The sequence below is a fragment of the Streptomyces sp. NBC_00433 genome, assembly GCA_036015235.1.
Lineage (GTDB): Bacteria > Actinomycetota > Actinomycetes > Streptomycetales > Streptomycetaceae > Actinacidiphila.
This window is the reverse complement of the sequence record CP107926.1, coordinates 4092235-4105888: the sequence shown is the minus strand read 5'-3', so window position 1 is coordinate 4105888 and position 13654 is coordinate 4092235. Positions and strand designations below refer to the sequence as shown.

General features: G+C 69.6%; 16 protein-coding genes. 11 read left to right on the top strand and 5 right to left on the bottom strand.

Annotation, left to right across the window (positions count from 1 at the left end):
• The first annotated feature begins 105 nt into the window (after positions 1 to 105).
• The 4 genes from OG900_17250 (at position 106) to OG900_17235 (ending at position 1730) form a co-directional block, all read left to right on the top strand.
• Positions 106 to 282, top strand: a complete 177-nt coding sequence (locus OG900_17250; protein ID WUH91679.1) for a hypothetical protein — start codon at positions 106 to 108, stop codon at positions 280 to 282.
• Positions 283 to 347: 65 nt separating this feature from the next.
• Complete coding sequence (locus tag OG900_17245) at positions 348 to 743, top strand: BlaI/MecI/CopY family transcriptional regulator (GenBank protein WUH91678.1); 396 nt, start codon at positions 348 to 350, stop codon at positions 741 to 743.
• A gap of 9 nt (positions 744 to 752) precedes the next feature.
• Positions 753 to 1271: an amino-acid N-acetyltransferase gene (locus tag OG900_17240; protein WUH91677.1), complete on the top strand. Its 519-nt coding sequence runs from the start codon at positions 753 to 755 to the stop codon at positions 1269 to 1271.
• 120 nt (positions 1272 to 1391) lie between these two features.
• Complete coding sequence (locus tag OG900_17235; protein ID WUH91676.1) at positions 1392 to 1730, top strand: Lsr2 family protein; 339 nt, start codon at positions 1392 to 1394, stop codon at positions 1728 to 1730.
• Here OG900_17235 and OG900_17230 read toward each other — a convergent pair.
• A complete protein-coding gene (locus tag OG900_17230; GenBank protein WUH91675.1) occupies positions 1661 to 2245 on the bottom strand; it encodes an SCO3374 family protein in 585 nt (194 codons plus the stop codon). The genes OG900_17235 and OG900_17230 overlap by 70 nt on opposite strands.
• Before the next feature lie 451 nt (positions 2246 to 2696).
• On the opposite strand from OG900_17230, the gene OG900_17225 reads away from it, so the two are divergent.
• Both OG900_17225 and OG900_17220 read left to right on the top strand, forming a co-directional pair.
• Positions 2697 to 5207: an ATP-dependent Clp protease ATP-binding subunit gene (locus tag OG900_17225; protein WUH91674.1), complete on the top strand. Its 2511-nt coding sequence runs from the start codon at positions 2697 to 2699 to the stop codon at positions 5205 to 5207.
• A gap of 346 nt (positions 5208 to 5553) precedes the next feature.
• A complete protein-coding gene (locus tag OG900_17220) occupies positions 5554 to 6279 on the top strand; it encodes a M23 family metallopeptidase (protein ID WUH91673.1) in 726 nt (241 codons plus the stop codon).
• A gap of 48 nt (positions 6280 to 6327) precedes the next feature.
• On the opposite strand, the gene OG900_17215 is transcribed toward OG900_17220, so the two are convergent.
• On the bottom strand, positions 6328 to 6921 hold the full coding sequence (locus tag OG900_17215; GenBank protein WUH91672.1) for a TetR/AcrR family transcriptional regulator: 594 nt from the start codon (positions 6919 to 6921) through the stop codon (positions 6328 to 6330).
• 338 nt (positions 6922 to 7259) lie between these two features.
• Between OG900_17215 and OG900_17210 the strand changes: the two genes are divergently transcribed.
• Positions 7260 to 8765, top strand: coding sequence for an MFS transporter (locus tag OG900_17210; protein WUH95807.1), 1506 nt, complete (start codon positions 7260 to 7262; stop codon positions 8763 to 8765).
• A 138-nt stretch (positions 8766 to 8903) separates the two neighbouring features.
• Here the strand turns inward: OG900_17210 and OG900_17205 are convergent, their stop codons facing one another.
• The 3 genes from OG900_17205 to OG900_17195 form a co-directional block, all read right to left on the bottom strand.
• Positions 8904 to 9263, bottom strand: coding sequence for a hypothetical protein (locus OG900_17205; protein WUH91671.1), 360 nt, complete (start codon positions 9261 to 9263; stop codon positions 8904 to 8906).
• A gap of 29 nt (positions 9264 to 9292) precedes the next feature.
• Complete coding sequence (locus OG900_17200; protein ID WUH91670.1) at positions 9293 to 9745, bottom strand: GNAT family N-acetyltransferase; 453 nt, start codon at positions 9743 to 9745, stop codon at positions 9293 to 9295.
• 106 nt (positions 9746 to 9851) lie between these two features.
• Positions 9852 to 11168 (bottom strand): hypothetical protein, encoded by a 1317-nt coding sequence (locus tag OG900_17195; protein ID WUH91669.1) that lies wholly within the window; start codon positions 11166 to 11168, stop codon positions 9852 to 9854.
• Positions 11169 to 11375: 207 nt separating this feature from the next.
• On the opposite strand from OG900_17195, the gene OG900_17190 reads away from it, so the two are divergent.
• From OG900_17190 to OG900_17175, 4 genes are all read left to right on the top strand, one after another.
• Positions 11376 to 11819: an ATP-binding protein gene (locus OG900_17190; GenBank protein WUH91668.1), complete on the top strand. Its 444-nt coding sequence runs from the start codon at positions 11376 to 11378 to the stop codon at positions 11817 to 11819.
• A complete protein-coding gene (locus OG900_17185) occupies positions 11816 to 12184 on the top strand; it encodes a hypothetical protein (protein ID WUH91667.1) in 369 nt (122 codons plus the stop codon). The genes OG900_17190 and OG900_17185 overlap by 4 nt, the downstream gene beginning before the upstream one ends.
• A 201-nt stretch (positions 12185 to 12385) precedes the next feature.
• Positions 12386 to 12928 (top strand): SigE family RNA polymerase sigma factor, encoded by a 543-nt coding sequence (locus tag OG900_17180; GenBank protein ID WUH91666.1) that lies wholly within the window; start codon positions 12386 to 12388, stop codon positions 12926 to 12928.
• Entirely contained in the window at positions 12916 to 13650 is a 735-nt protein-coding gene (locus OG900_17175; protein ID WUH91665.1) for a hypothetical protein, read from the top strand. Before OG900_17180 ends, OG900_17175 begins: the two co-directional genes overlap by 13 nt.
• Positions 13651 to 13654: the final 4 nt, after the last annotated feature.

Genomic DNA, 13654 nt, shown 5'->3' with positions numbered 1-13654 from the left:
CCGCACTGCCGACCGCACCGCTGATTTTGCGGGGAAAGGGTGCCCCGGCCGCGCGCCGGGGCACCCGTATGCAAGGCGCCGGGAAGGCGTGGCTACGCTGGCGCCATGGACTACGTATCCGCGATCGTGCCCCCGCTGGTCATGGCGATCTTCTTCATCTGCGTGATCGTCACGATGATCAAGCACCAGGGCGGCGCCAACAAGGCCAGGGAGGACGCGGCGGTGGACGCCGCCTTCGCCAGGGCGGAGGCGGCGCAGCGTGCCGCCGCAGAGGACAACTGACCCCCGAATCCCCGACGGGTTCGCATTCCGGGCATTTAGCCTTACCAGCGCTTAGTATTCCGAGTGTGCCCCGGCCATTGGGAGACCTCGAAGACGCCGTCATGACCCGGGTGTGGGAGTGGAACCGGCCGGTCACCGTTCGTGAGGTTCTTGAGGACCTGGCGCGGGAGCGGACCATCGCCTACACCACCGTGATGACCGTAATGGACAACCTGCGCCAGAAGGGGTGGCTGCGCAGGGAGGCCGATGGGCGCGCTTATCGCTATGAGGCGGTATCGACGCGAGCCGCATACTCGGCCGCACTGATGAACGAAGCCTGGGCCGCGAGCGACAACCCCGCCGCGGCCCTCGTGCACTTCTTCGGCATGATGTCGCCGGAACAGCGTGAAGCGGTCCGTGACGCAATGCGCATCATCCAGTCCGTGGACCCCTCGGGTCCGACGGAAGCCGAAGGACGATAGCGTCCGTCCATGCCCCTCGTGTCGAATGACGTCACCATCCGCAGGGCCCGCACCGCCGATGTCCCCGCGGTACGGCGGTTGCTGGACTCGTATGTGCGCGACCGCATCCTGCTCGACAAGCCGACGGTGACGCTTTATGAGGACATCCAGGAGTTCTGGGTCGCGGAACGGGACGAGGACGCCGCCGTCGTGGCCTGCGGCGCCCTGCACGTGATGTGGGAGGACCTGGCCGAGGTCAGGACGCTTGCGGTGGACCCGGCCCTGCGCGGCGCCGGCGTCGGTCACCAGTTGCTGGCGAAGTTGCTGCAGACCGCCCGGTGGCTGGGAGTGCGCCGAATTTTCTGCCTCACGTTCGAAGTGGACTTCTTCGCGAAGCACGGCTTCCGGGAGACCGGGGACACGCCTGTGGACGGCGATGTGTTCGGGGAGCTGCTGCGTTCCAATGACGAGGGAGTCGCCGAGTTCCTGGACCTGGAGCGCGTGAAACCGAACACCTTGGGCAACAGCCGCATGCTGCTGCAACTGTGAGGTTCCGGTTTGTCCGGATCGCACGGTCTCGGGCGGACCTCTTCGTGCAAGGGGTTTGTGTTTTTCCCGCAAAGGCGCTTTGCTTTTACCGTTAATCCGTTTTCGATGAAAGGGAAGCCGGTGGCACAGAAGGTTCAGGTCCTTCTCGTAGACGACCTCGACGGTGGTGAGGCGGACGAGACCGTGACGTTCGCACTCGATGGTGTGACGTACGAGATCGACCTCACCACGGCGAATGCCGACAAGCTGCGCGGGCTGCTCAACCCGTACACGGACAGTGGTCGCAGGACGGGCGGCCGGGTCGGGCGCGGCCGTACCAAGGCGGTGCGCGGGGGCGGGGCGTCCGGTCCCGACACCGCCAAGATCCGCGCGTGGGCGAAGGAGAAGGGCTACGAGGTCAACGACCGCGGCCGGGTGCCGGCCACGATCCGTGAGGCGTACGAGAAGGCCCACGGCTGATCCTGGGTGCGCGCCCGCAGTGCGACCCGGTGGCAGGCCGTCGCCAGCGCCGCGACGAGCACCGGAAGGCCGATGGGAACCCCCGATCCATCGGCTCCTCCGGTGACCCGCAGCGCGGGCAGGGTGGCCTCCACGTCGACGCCCGGCCGGGGAGGCCGCAGCCACACCGGCGCAGACCGGTCGTATGCGGCCTCCCGGCGGTGCCACTCGGGGTGCGCCGGCGCCCGCATCTGCTGCCCGGCGCCGAGCGCGGCCACGTCCAGCGCGATGCCGCCCCAGTCCAGCCATTCCAGCAGCCCCGGCAGCTCCTCGGCGGCGCCCGCCGCGACCAGCAGCCGGACCCGGTGCCCGTCCAGCGCCACCGGACCCAGCTCCCCTGGCCGCGGAAAACGGGCCAGCAGCGCGTACCCGACGGCGGCCGGCACATCGAGCGCGTCGAACCGCACCCCGGTGACCAGCCCCGGCGGCAGCCCCCCTGACAGCGGCCACCCCAGCTCGTGCTCGTACCAGCCCATGCCAGTGCAACTGCGGGGCCGCACGGGGGTTACGTATCGTGCGCGACAGAACACGTCCGGTGTGCGGAATGTACGATTCCGGTGGAGCGGCGCCCGGCTTGAACTGTTCGCCGTGGCGCAAGGTTGTTCGCCCGTAGCGCACACCTGTCGGACATCCGGTGTGGACTGTCGGTCGCTGAGGGTAAGAAGTACCTAGTGGGAAGGGCTGGTGTGACGGCAGGCATGGCGGGCGTTCGCCACGGGCGTAGTTGATAAAGACGTATTCGCCTGGCCTGCGGGAACATCGTCTCGCACCATCGAGGTTGTGGGAGTGACGTCAGCCGGTAGCGCAGCTTTCCCCGTGGCAGCGGGGATGGATACGTGAGCGGCGCCGCTGTGCGGGACTAGCATGCGGAAGGACAGGGAGGGGACCGACCCCTCACTGCCCGACCGCTCTGAGGAGCGATTAACGATGTTCGAGAGGTTCACCGACCGCGCGCGGCGGGTTGTCGTCCTGGCTCAGGAAGAAGCCCGGATGCTCAACCACAACTACATCGGCACCGAGCACATCCTCCTGGGCCTGATCCACGAGGGTGAGGGTGTCGCCGCTAAGGCCCTGGAGAGCCTCGGGATTTCTCTTGAGGCGGTCCGCCAGCAGGTGGAGGAGATCATCGGCCAGGGGCAGCAGGCCCCGTCCGGCCACATCCCCTTCACTCCCCGGGCCAAGAAGGTCCTGGAGCTGTCGCTCCGCGAGGCTCTTCAACTGGGTCACAACTACATCGGCACCGAGCACATCCTGCTCGGCCTGATCCGCGAGGGCGAGGGCGTCGCCGCCCAGGTCCTCGTGAAGCTGGGCGCCGATCTGAACCGGGTCAGGCAGCAGGTCATCCAGCTGCTCTCCGGTTATTCGGGTGGCAAGGAGTCGGCCACGGCCGGCGGGCCGGCCGAGGGCACCCCCTCGACCTCGCTCGTCCTGGACCAGTTCGGCCGGAACCTGACCCAGGCCGCCAGAGAGACCAAGCTCGACCCGGTCATCGGGCGCGAGAAGGAGATCGAGCGGGTCATGCAGGTGCTGTCCCGCCGCACCAAGAACAACCCGGTCCTGATCGGCGAGCCCGGCGTCGGCAAGACCGCCGTCGTGGAGGGCCTGGCCCAGGCGATCGTCAAGGGCGAGGTGCCCGAGACGCTCAAGGACAAGCAGCTCTACACCCTGGACCTCGGCGCCCTGGTGGCCGGCTCCCGCTACCGCGGTGACTTCGAGGAGCGCCTGAAGAAGGTGCTCAAGGAGATCCGCACCCGCGGCGACATCATCCTGTTCATCGACGAGCTGCACACCCTGGTCGGCGCCGGCGCCGCCGAGGGCGCGATCGACGCGGCCTCGATCCTCAAGCCGATGCTGGCCCGCGGCGAGCTGCAGACCATCGGTGCGACGACGCTGGACGAATACCGCAAGTACCTGGAGAAGGACGCGGCCCTGGAGCGCCGCTTCCAGCCCATCCAGGTCGCCGAGCCGTCGCTGCCGCACACCATCGAGATCCTCAAGGGCCTGCGCGACCGGTACGAGGCACACCACCGGGTGTCGATCACCGACGAGGCGCTGGTGCAGGCCGCCACGCTGGCCGACCGCTACATCTCGGACCGCTTCCTGCCGGACAAGGCGATCGACCTGATCGACGAGGCCGGCTCCCGGATGCGGATCCGCCGCATGACGGCGCCGCCGGACCTGCGCGAGTTCGACGAGAAGATCGCCGACGTCCGCCGGGAGAAGGAGTCCGCGATCGACTCGCAGGACTTCGAGAAGGCCGCGTCCCTGCGGGACAACGAGAAGCAGCTGCTCGCCGCGAAGGCCAAGCGGGAGAAGGAGTGGAAGGCCGGCGACATGGACGTCGTGGCCGAGGTCGACGGCGACCTGATCGCCGAGGTCCTCGCCACCGCCACCGGCATCCCGGTCTTCAAGCTGACCGAGGAGGAGTCCTCCCGGCTGCTGCACATGGAAGACGAGCTGCACAAGCGGATCATCGGCCAGAAGGACGCCGTCAAGGCGCTCTCCAAGGCCATCCGCCGCACCCGCGCGGGTCTGAAGGACCCCAAGCGCCCCGGCGGCTCGTTCATCTTCGCCGGCCCGTCCGGTGTCGGTAAGACCGAGCTGTCCAAGGCGCTCGCCGAGTTCCTCTTCGGCGACGAGGACGCGCTGATCTCGCTCGACATGTCCGAGTTCAGCGAGAAGCACACCGTCTCGCGGCTCTTCGGCTCCCCGCCCGGCTACGTCGGGTACGAGGAGGGCGGCCAGCTCACCGAGAAGGTGCGGCGCAAGCCGTTCTCGGTCGTGCTGTTCGACGAGGTCGAGAAGGCGCACCCGGACATCTTCAACAGCCTGTTGCAGATCCTGGAGGACGGTCGCCTGACCGACTCCCAGGGCCGGGTCGTCGACTTCAAGAACACGGTGATCATCATGACCACCAACCTCGGCACCCGCGACATCTCCAAGGGCTTCAACCTGGGCTTCGCCGCCCAGGGCGACACGAAGTCCGGGTACGAGCGGATGAAGAACAAGGTCAGCGACGAGCTGAAGCAGCACTTCCGCCCCGAGTTCCTCAACCGTGTGGACGACGTCATCGTCTTCCCGCAGCTCAGCCAGGACGACATCCTGCAGATCGTCGACCTGATGATCGGCGCGGTGGACGAGCGGCTGCGCGACCGCGACATGGGCATCGAGCTGAGCCTTGAGGCCAAGGTGCTGCTCTCCAAGCGCGGCTACGACCCGGTCATGGGCGCGAGGCCGCTGCGGCGGACGATCCAGCGCGAGATCGAGGACTCGCTCTCCGAGAAGATCCTCTTCGGCGAGCTGCGTCCCGGCCACATCGTGGTGGTGGAGGTCGAGGGCGAAGGCGAGACGGCTGTCTTCACCTTCCGCGGCGAGGAGAAGGTCACGGTGGCGGACGCCCCGCCCGTCGAGACCCCGAACCTCTCCAAGGAGGGCTAGCCGCTCTCCCCGGCCTGAAAGCCCCGGCCCCGGACCTCACCAGAGGTCCGGGGCCGGGGCTTTCCGCTGCCCGATCCCGAGCCCCTTGCGACCCCTCCCGGGTGAGGCGTGGCACGTGAGCCACGCCATGTACTACCGGAAATAGGAGACCTGGGTCGCTCCACCAGAGGGGCGAAACGGACTATTCACCGGTTTTCGGTACGGGTGGCGCCGGGGTCCGGACCCCGGCCACCTACGACCCCGGGTAGGAGAAGGGGTGTTTGCCGGGCCGCCGCCGGCCGGGTTACCAAGGTGGAGCAACGGGCCGCACCGGCTCGGTATCCCCACCCAGTGAGGTTATCTCTGCATGCGTAAGCTCTCGCTCCCGACGATGAAGAACCGCACCCCTAAGTCCGTCAGCCGCGGCCGGGTCGCCGTAGTGACCGGAGGAATGGTCGCGGCGCTCGCGCTGGGGTCGACCGCGGCGTTCGCCGCCGGCGGCGGCTCGCACGAGGCAGCGCCGGCCCCGGCCGCCGTCTCGGCCGCGAGCAGCGTCTCCGACGTGCTGCAGAAGCAGGCGACGGGCCAGAAGGACGCCGCCGCGCAGGCCAAGGCCAAGGTGAAGGCCGCGGCCGAGGCCAAGAAGAAGGCGGCCGCCAAGGCCGCCGCCGACCGCAAGGCGCGGATAGCCGGCTGGGAGACCCCGGCGGCCCACTACGTGCTCGGCGCCGGCTACCACCAGGTCGGCAAGCACTGGATCAACACCCACTCCGGCCAGGACTTCGTCGTGCCGACCGGCACCACCGTGCGGGCCGCGCACACCGGCACCGTCGTGACGGCGGGCTGGGGCGGCGCCTACGGCAACAACATCGTGCTCAAGCACGGCTCGCAGCTGTACACGCAGTACGGCCACCTCTCGCACATCGAGGTGCACGTCGGCCAGCAGGTCATCACCGGCCAGGAGATCGGCAAGTCCGGCTCCACCGGCAACTCGACCGGCCCCCACCTGCACTTCGAGGTCCGTACGACCCCGTTCTACGGCTCCTCCGTCGAGCCGCTGCACTTCCTGCGCGCCCACAACGTGAACCCGTGATCGAGCGCTCACACACAGAAGAACAGGCGTCGACCGGCCGTCGGCGAGTCAACCCGTAAGGACACTCGCCTCGGCCTGGGCGACGAGATCGAGGGCGACCTCGAGGATGGCCGCGCGCTTCTCCTCGGGGTCGCCCTCGACGTTCTGCGTCACGAACATGCCGGCGTGCATCGCGAAGAGCGCGGTGACGCTGCGGACCTGCGCGGCGATCGGCGCCGCCGGGTCCTTGAGCAGCTCGCCGAGCGCCTTCATGCTCTGCCGGAAGTTCTCCCCGACGGTCAGCTCGCGTACCGTCGCCTGGTTCTCCTGGATGAAGCGGAAGAGGTCGAAGGTGCTCCACAGGATGTCGCTGTAGCGCCGCAGCAGCTCCTGCTTGGTGGCCAGCGAGTGCGGCTGGCCCTCGGCCCAGGCGATCAGCTCCCGCAGCGGCCTGGTCAGGTCCTCGGCGACGCTGCTGAGGATGTCTTCCTTGGTCTTGAAGTGGTAGTAGAGCGCCGCCTTCGTGACGTCGAGCCGCTCGGCGATCTCGCGGAGCGAGGTCTTCTCGTAGCCCTGTTCGGCGAACAGCTCCAACGCGACCTGCTGGATACGGCGGCGCGTGTCGGTCCTGCGCTGCTGCGGGTGCTGCTGCGGTGTACCCATCGGCTCGTCGCTCTCCTGCTGCACTACGTCACCCCTTTGTAGGGGAGTGTGACCGGCCAGAAGCCCCCACGGTAGGGCCTGGTTCCGAGGCTACGCACTTACTTGACGCCCGGCTAGTAAGCAACGTACCTTGCTGCTACGTATACGTACTAGCCGGGCGGCAAGTAAGTACCCCTGAACCACCGCCCTCTCCAGGGGGAGGAAAACGGTCAATGTCCCAGACCGAAATCGCCAAGCCGTCGTCGCCTGAGCCGCCCGGCGACGGGGCGGCCGGGGCGGACGGCACGACGCCGGACGCGGCGGGCAGCGGACCGCGGCAGCGCAGTGTGCGCGTCGTCATGGTCGGCCTGCTGATCGCCATGCTGCTCGCGATGCTCGACAACATGATCGTCGGCACCGCGATGCCCACCATCGTCGGCGAGCTGGGCGGCCTCGACCACCTCTCGTGGGTCGTCACCGCCTACACGCTGGCCACCGCCGCCTCCACCCCCATCTGGGGCAAGCTCGGCGACATGTACGGCCGCAAGGGCATCTTCCTCACCTCGATCGTGCTCTTCCTCATCGGCTCCGCGGCCTCCGGCATGGCGCAGTCCATGGACCAGCTGATCGCCTTCCGGGCCTTCCAGGGCCTGGGCGCCGGCGGTCTGATGGTCGGCGTGATGGCGATCATCGGCGAGATGATCCCGCCCCGCGAGCGCGGCAAGTACCAGGGCATGATGGCCGGCGTCATGGCCATCGCCATGATCGGCGGCCCGCTCGTCGGCGGCTCCATCACCGACAACTGGGGATGGCGCTGGAGCTTCTACATCAACCTGCCGATCGGCGTCGTCGCCCTCGCGATGGTCACCGTCGTGCTGCACCTGCCCAAGAAGCGCAGCCAGGGCCGTATCGACTACTGGGGCGCCGCCCTGCTCACCATCGCGATCACCTCGCTGGTGCTGCTGACCACCTGGGGCGGCACGCAGTACGCCTGGGGCTCCGTGCAGATCCTCGGCCTGCTGGTGCTCGGCCTGGCGGCGCTCGGCGGCTTCGTCCACGCCGAGACCCGCGCGCCCGAGCCGATCATGCCGCTGCGGATCTTCCGCAACGCGAACTTCGCACTGATCTCGGGCGTCGGCTTCCTCGTCGGCTTCACGATGTTCGGCGCGATGACCTTCCTGCCGCTCTACCAGCAGACCGTCCAGGGCGCCTCGGCGACCAACTCCGGCCTGCTGCTGCTGCCGATGCTGCTCGCGATGATGGCCGTCTCGATGGTCGCGGGACGGGTCACCACCTCCACCGGCCGCTACAAGATCTTCCCGATCGTCGGCGGCGCCCTGATCACCGTCGGCCTGGCGCTGCTGTCCACGATGGACGTCAACACCACCCGCTTCACCTCCGGCCTCTACATGGCCGTCCTGGGCGCGGGCATGGGCTTCATCATGCAGATCACCATGCTGATCGCGCAGAACAGCGTCGAGATGCGCGACATCGGCGTCGGCTCCTCGTCCGCCACGCTCTTCCGCACGATCGGCGGCTCCTTCGGCGTCTCCCTCTTCGGCGCGCTGTTCTCCCACAAGATCCAGCACGGCATGGACGCCACCGCGGCCGGTGCCGCCGCCACGAAGGGCGGCGCCCAGCTCGACCCCGCGACCATCGCGAAGTTCCCGCCCGCGCTGAAGGACGCGTACTTCCACGCGGTCGCCTCCGGCACGCACACGGTCTTCCTGTGGGGCGCCGTGGTCAGCGTCATCGGCTTCCTGGCCGCCTGGTTCATCGTGGAGACCCCGCTGCGCGGAGCCGCCCCGAAGCCGTCCGACTCGTCCCCTGCGGACAGCGAGCCGGTGCTGGTCGACGCGATCTGACCTCCGGCCGGGTTGCCGCCTTCCACGCCGGCCCCCTCCGGCCTTCACCGGCCGGAGGGGGCCGGCGCGGTTTCGTTGCCCCGCTGCCAGCGGTCGCCCTCCGGCGACCGGGCGGCCGGGAGCGCCCGACCGCAGAGGTCAGAGGGATTTCCCGATCGCCTCGAAGATGTCCGCGTCCGTCTCCCGCTGCCAGGCGGGCAGGTCTTCCCAGGGGGCGACGTAGCCCGGCTTCGGGTCCTCGAAGTGGCGGTAGATCTGCGCGACCCAGCATGTCGCCACGAACCGCCCCTGCTGCTCGCGGCCGAGCCGCGACGCGTGCCCGTCGCTCACCGCGAGGAAGTCCCGGACCTGCCCTTCGACGGCTGCGGCCGACGCCCGCTCCCACTCCGGGGTGCCCTCCCAGGGCGCCACGTAGCCGGGCTTCGGCTCCCCGGGGAAGTGCTTGCGCACACCGGTGATCCACGCCTCGCGGAAGATGCGGCCGGGCTCGGCAGTCACGTTCGGACTCCTTGTGTCGACGGTCGGCCTCAGCCGACGCGGGCGATCAGCAGGTCATAGGTCTCGTCGCCATTGCGGTACGGGCCCGCGAAGCGGTAGCCGAGGCGGTCGTAGAGGGCGCGGCCGCGGGTGTTGGCGGGGCTGACGAGGAGGGACGTCCAGCGGGGGGATACGGCCTCGACGAGGGCGTGGTGGAGGCGGGTGCCTATGCCGCGGGACTGCCAGCCGGGGCGGACGGCACCCTCGCACAGGCCCATCAGTTTCTCGCGGGCCTCGGCGGGGATGTGGGGGAGAAGCTCTTCGCCGTACCAGTATTCGGCGGAGCAGGGGAAGCCGTAGGCGAAGCCGACCAGCGTGCCGGCCTCGTAGGCGACTGCCAGCGTGAATCCGGCGTGCCGGAGGTGGCTTTCGACTTGGCGGTGGAAAGTGGTGACGCCGCTCGTGGCCAGCTCCGGGTGGGCTTCCGCCCATATGTCGGCCATGGCATCGACCAATGGCCCGGTCTGGCTGACTCCGTGGACCCGGATGACAGTCTCGCCCGTCGATGCTGGACCATCGCTCGGCACAGGGGGATTCACTCGGCTCTCCTCAGACGGCGGCGGTCAATGCTCGGTGTTTCGCCAACCAGTCGGAAGCGGCCGATGACTTCGACTGCTTCCGCAGCGCGGACTCGACCTCGCGCAACGCGTCGAGCAGTCGGCGGGACTTCACTTCCGGTACGAACGCCAGGACTTCGTGCGCGGCGTGCACGGCGGCGTCGAGATCGGGCTTGTCGCGAACCGTGTTCTGCACGGCTACATCGGCGAGGTAGAGGGCGCGGTTGCGGGCGAAGCCGCCGCCGTGAAGGAGCACCGCCTGCTCCGCGCCGTAGGCGGCGCGCTCGTGCTGCCCCAAGTCGGCCCGGCAGAGAGCTTCCAGGCCCGCCAATTCGGCGGGAGTGAAGAATTCCAGCCAGGCGGGATCACCGTCGCGTTGACCTTTGGAGTAGTGGGCGTGTGCGTCGACGATCGCGCGATCGCATGCGCCCCGGTCGCCGATGAGGGCCCATCCGCCGGCCTCGCGCATCGCGAACAACGCCAGCATCCTGGGAGACCCGAGCGGGCCGGCGACGCTCCGGGCGGCCTGCGCGGTGCTCACCGCCTCGCGTGGGCGCCCACTGGCCTTTGCCAGCAGGGAGAGGCAGCCGAAACTGTGGGCTTCGAGCCACGGGTCCTGCGCGAGGCGAGCCGCTGCCAGGGCCTCGTTGTAGAGAGACCTGGCATCGGCGTGCTGCCCCGAGTCGTATGACAACCAACCGGCCGCGATGGACAAGGCCCCGGTCGCGGAACGCAGGAGGCGACCGGTGGCCAGGGTGTACTGCCCGTGGCTCAGCCACTCGTAGCTGGTGTGCAAGGCCTTTGTGGCTTCACGGCGCAGAGCTGCGGAGCCGTGGTCGTGGTCGTGCGCGTACAGCGCCTGAGTCGACGCGACGACGTTGCGTACCTCGCGCATGCCCATCCGGCGGCCGGACTGCTGGGATCGTGGGAGGCCCAGGGCGACGCCGGTGACCGATCCGGCCCCGTCACGGAGGAACGTGCGGCGTTCCATGTCGGCGTCATCCGCCCTTCGTGCGTACGGGTGCGTCGGGATGACGGGGACCGTCGCGGCCGGTGCCCGGCGGGTGGCGAATCCGAGGTCGGCCAGGGAGCGGCCGGTGATCTCGTGGAGGACGCGCTCGTAGACAGGGCGGGGGCTGGCGACCTCGCCGCGTTCCCAGGCGGCGACGAGGCGGGCCGTGCACCCGGTGTTCTCGCCCATCGCCGTCGCCGTCACGTTGACGTGGCGGGCGAATTCCTCGCGGCTCATGCGGAACTGCGTTTCCCGCACATCGCGGATGACGGCGTTGGGCCTGGCGTCTGCGGTCATCTCGACTCCGGCGCTGCAACTCGTGGACGTTCCGAACGTAGCTCCCCGAACCACGCGTTGGAGGCTGCATGCCCGTCCGGGGCGACTCCGATGCGCGAATTGCATCGTTCTTACATGCCGGTGGCCACGCGATCGCCCGGTGGCCTCCGCTTTTCTCGATGACGGAAGTACCGGAGCCCGAGCTCTTTTCGGAACGGAGATCGCACCATGTCGAGCGTCACACTCGTGCCCCGCACCCGGCCGTACATGAGGGCGCGACATCAGGTCTCCCTCGGCCTTCGGCCCGAATCCGCGGAGGTCGGCCGCGCACGGCGCGAAGTGCGTGACTGCCTGGTCGCCTGGCGGCAGGACGAGGCCGCGGACTCGGTGCTGCTGGTGCTCAGCGAGCTGGTCGGAAACGCCTTACGGCACGCGCCGGGCCCGGCCGTCGGTCTGGCGGTGACGGCGGGCAGCGGCGAGGTGCTTGTCGAGGTGCGCGACGGGTCGCGCAAGCCCCCCGTCATGGACCCGCACCCCGATCCGTACGGCGAGACCGGCCGCGGCCTGTCGCTCGTACACGCCCTGTCACGCGACTGGGGCTGGGCCCCGCACGAGGACGGCACGAAGACCACCTGGGCCGTGCTGCCCGCCCTGGAGCGTGAGCCGGCATGACCGACTTTGTTCCCGACCTCTTACCCGTGTGCGGCGCCCGCCGCCGGCTGTCCGAACGGCTCGCCGCCGCCGCGGAGGCGCTGGCGCCGACAGGTGCCGCCGAGCCCCCGCAGGCGGGCCGCGACCTGCGGTGCGTGCTCCAGGCGCACACCGCCGGGGACCACCACGCGTACGTGATGCACCTCGACGGGCAGGACACCGGTTCGGTGTGGGGCCGCTGGGGCCACGAGGAGGGGCCCCTCGGGCTCGTCGTCCTGCCCGACTGCAAAGCGGTCGCGCCCGAGCCGCTGGACGAGGCCTGCTGCCAGTACGCCGAGCACCCCGGCGGGCACTGCTACGAACTCACCGACCCCTGGCAGCCGTAGGACGTCCTCGGCGCGGCGCCTGCCCGGCTTCGGGTCGTACGTCCCATTTGTTCGGCCCGTTACACAACCGATGGGTTGCTGTGCGCCCGCTGTGCTCTCGCAGTCGCGGAAGCCAGACATCCGCTCCGTAGCTTCGGCCCTGCCGGGGGGAAGCGCCCGGTCGCAGAAGCGGTATGCGGGCGGAAGCTGGGCGGAGGCACCATGGCGGCGAGCGGCGCGGTATTGGAGTTCGAGGAGTACGTCAGGACCCGGCAGGACGCCCTGCTGCGCAGCGCACGCCGCCTCGTGCCGGACCCGATCGACGCGCAGGACCTCGTGCAGACCGCGCTGGTGCGCACCTACCCCCGGTGGGACGGCATCACGGACAAGACCCTCGCGGACGCGTACATGCGCCGGGTGATGATCAACACCAGGACCGAGTGGTGGCGCAACCGGAAGCTGGACGAGGTGCCCACCGGTGAGCTGCCCGAGCCCAGCGTGGACGACGGGGCCGAGCAGCGGGCCGACCGGGAGATGCTGCGGGACGTGCTGACCGTGCTGGCGCCCAAGCAGCGGCAGGTCGTCGTGCTGCGCCACTACGGCCAGCTGTCGACGGAGGAGACCGCACGCGTGCTCGGTATGTCCACCGGTACGGTGAAGAGCACGCTGCACCGGGCGCTCGCCCGGCTGCGCCACGAACTGGAGCACGGCAGCTACGGCTACTCGCGACCCGAGGCGGAGGAGGAGGCGACGTGCGCCGCGTAAGACCCGGTACGGCCGCGATGGGCGCGCTGGCCTGCGCGTGCGTCGTGGTCACGGGCTGCGGTACGACCGGCACGGGCGCCCGCAAGGAGGGCCCGGCGCCGAGCGCCAGCATCCGGCGGCCGGCCGACTCCGCCGCCGCCCCCGCGCTCGCGCGCGACCCGCGGGCGCTGGCCACCATGGTCCGCCGGGACAGCAGCGTCAGCCAGGGGGTGCGCGAGGACCTGACGCCCTGCGCGGGCGACGACTACCCGATGGCCACCGACGCCGGCGACCTGACCGCGGGCGACGGCCCCGACCTGGTGGTCAACGTCACGACCTGCGGCAACGGCCTCGGCGTCGCCGCGTACGTCTACCGTATGGTGAACGGCAAATACCAGAACGTCTTCGCCGACGAGCGCCCCCCGGTGTACGGCAGCGTCGAGGACGGGCAGCTGCAGATCATCCACGAGGTGTACAAGGTGGACGACCCGGTGTCGTATCCGACCGGGCAGGAGTCGGTGCTGTACGAGTGGCGCGACGGCCACTTCGTGCAGGTCGCGCGCAGCTATGCCGACTTCGGGGCGCGGACGCCGACCGTACGGCCGGAGCCGACGTCCACCGAGCCGGCGCCGCGGCCCGACTCCGACCCGCTCGACCCGGACCTGCCGAGCACGAGCACGAGCACGACCGCGAAGGCAAAAGCGACAGCGACAGCGACAGCCTCCGCTCCCGGAGGCCGCTGACTTC

Bases quoted from the DNA above. Each gene is read 5' to 3' on its own strand.
- OG900_17220 (WUH91673.1), top strand. From the start codon at position 5,554: ATGCGTAAGCTCTCGCTCCCGACGATGAAGAACCGCACCCCTAAGTCC.
- OG900_17210 (WUH95807.1), top strand. From the start codon at position 7,260: ATGGTCGGCCTGCTGATCGCCATGCTGCTCGCGATGCTCGACAACATG.
- OG900_17225 (WUH91674.1), top strand. From the start codon at position 2,697: ATGTTCGAGAGGTTCACCGACCGCGCGCGGCGGGTTGTCGTCCTGGCT.
- OG900_17195 (WUH91669.1), bottom strand. From the start codon at position 11,168: ATGACCGCAGACGCCAGGCCCAACGCCGTCATCCGCGATGTGCGGGAA.
- OG900_17240 (WUH91677.1), top strand. From the start codon at position 753: ATGCCCCTCGTGTCGAATGACGTCACCATCCGCAGGGCCCGCACCGCC.
- OG900_17215 (WUH91672.1), bottom strand. From the start codon at position 6,921: ATGGGTACACCGCAGCAGCACCCGCAGCAGCGCAGGACCGACACGCGC.
- OG900_17200 (WUH91670.1), bottom strand. From the start codon at position 9,745: ATGGCCGACATATGGGCGGAAGCCCACCCGGAGCTGGCCACGAGCGGC.
- OG900_17250 (WUH91679.1), top strand. From the start codon at position 106: ATGGACTACGTATCCGCGATCGTGCCCCCGCTGGTCATGGCGATCTTC.
- OG900_17180 (WUH91666.1), top strand. From the start codon at position 12,386: ATGGCGGCGAGCGGCGCGGTATTGGAGTTCGAGGAGTACGTCAGGACC.
- OG900_17185 (WUH91667.1), top strand. From the start codon at position 11,816: ATGACCGACTTTGTTCCCGACCTCTTACCCGTGTGCGGCGCCCGCCGC.
- OG900_17230 (WUH91675.1), bottom strand. From the start codon at position 2,245: ATGGGCTGGTACGAGCACGAGCTGGGGTGGCCGCTGTCAGGGGGGCTG.
- OG900_17190 (WUH91668.1), top strand. From the start codon at position 11,376: ATGTCGAGCGTCACACTCGTGCCCCGCACCCGGCCGTACATGAGGGCG.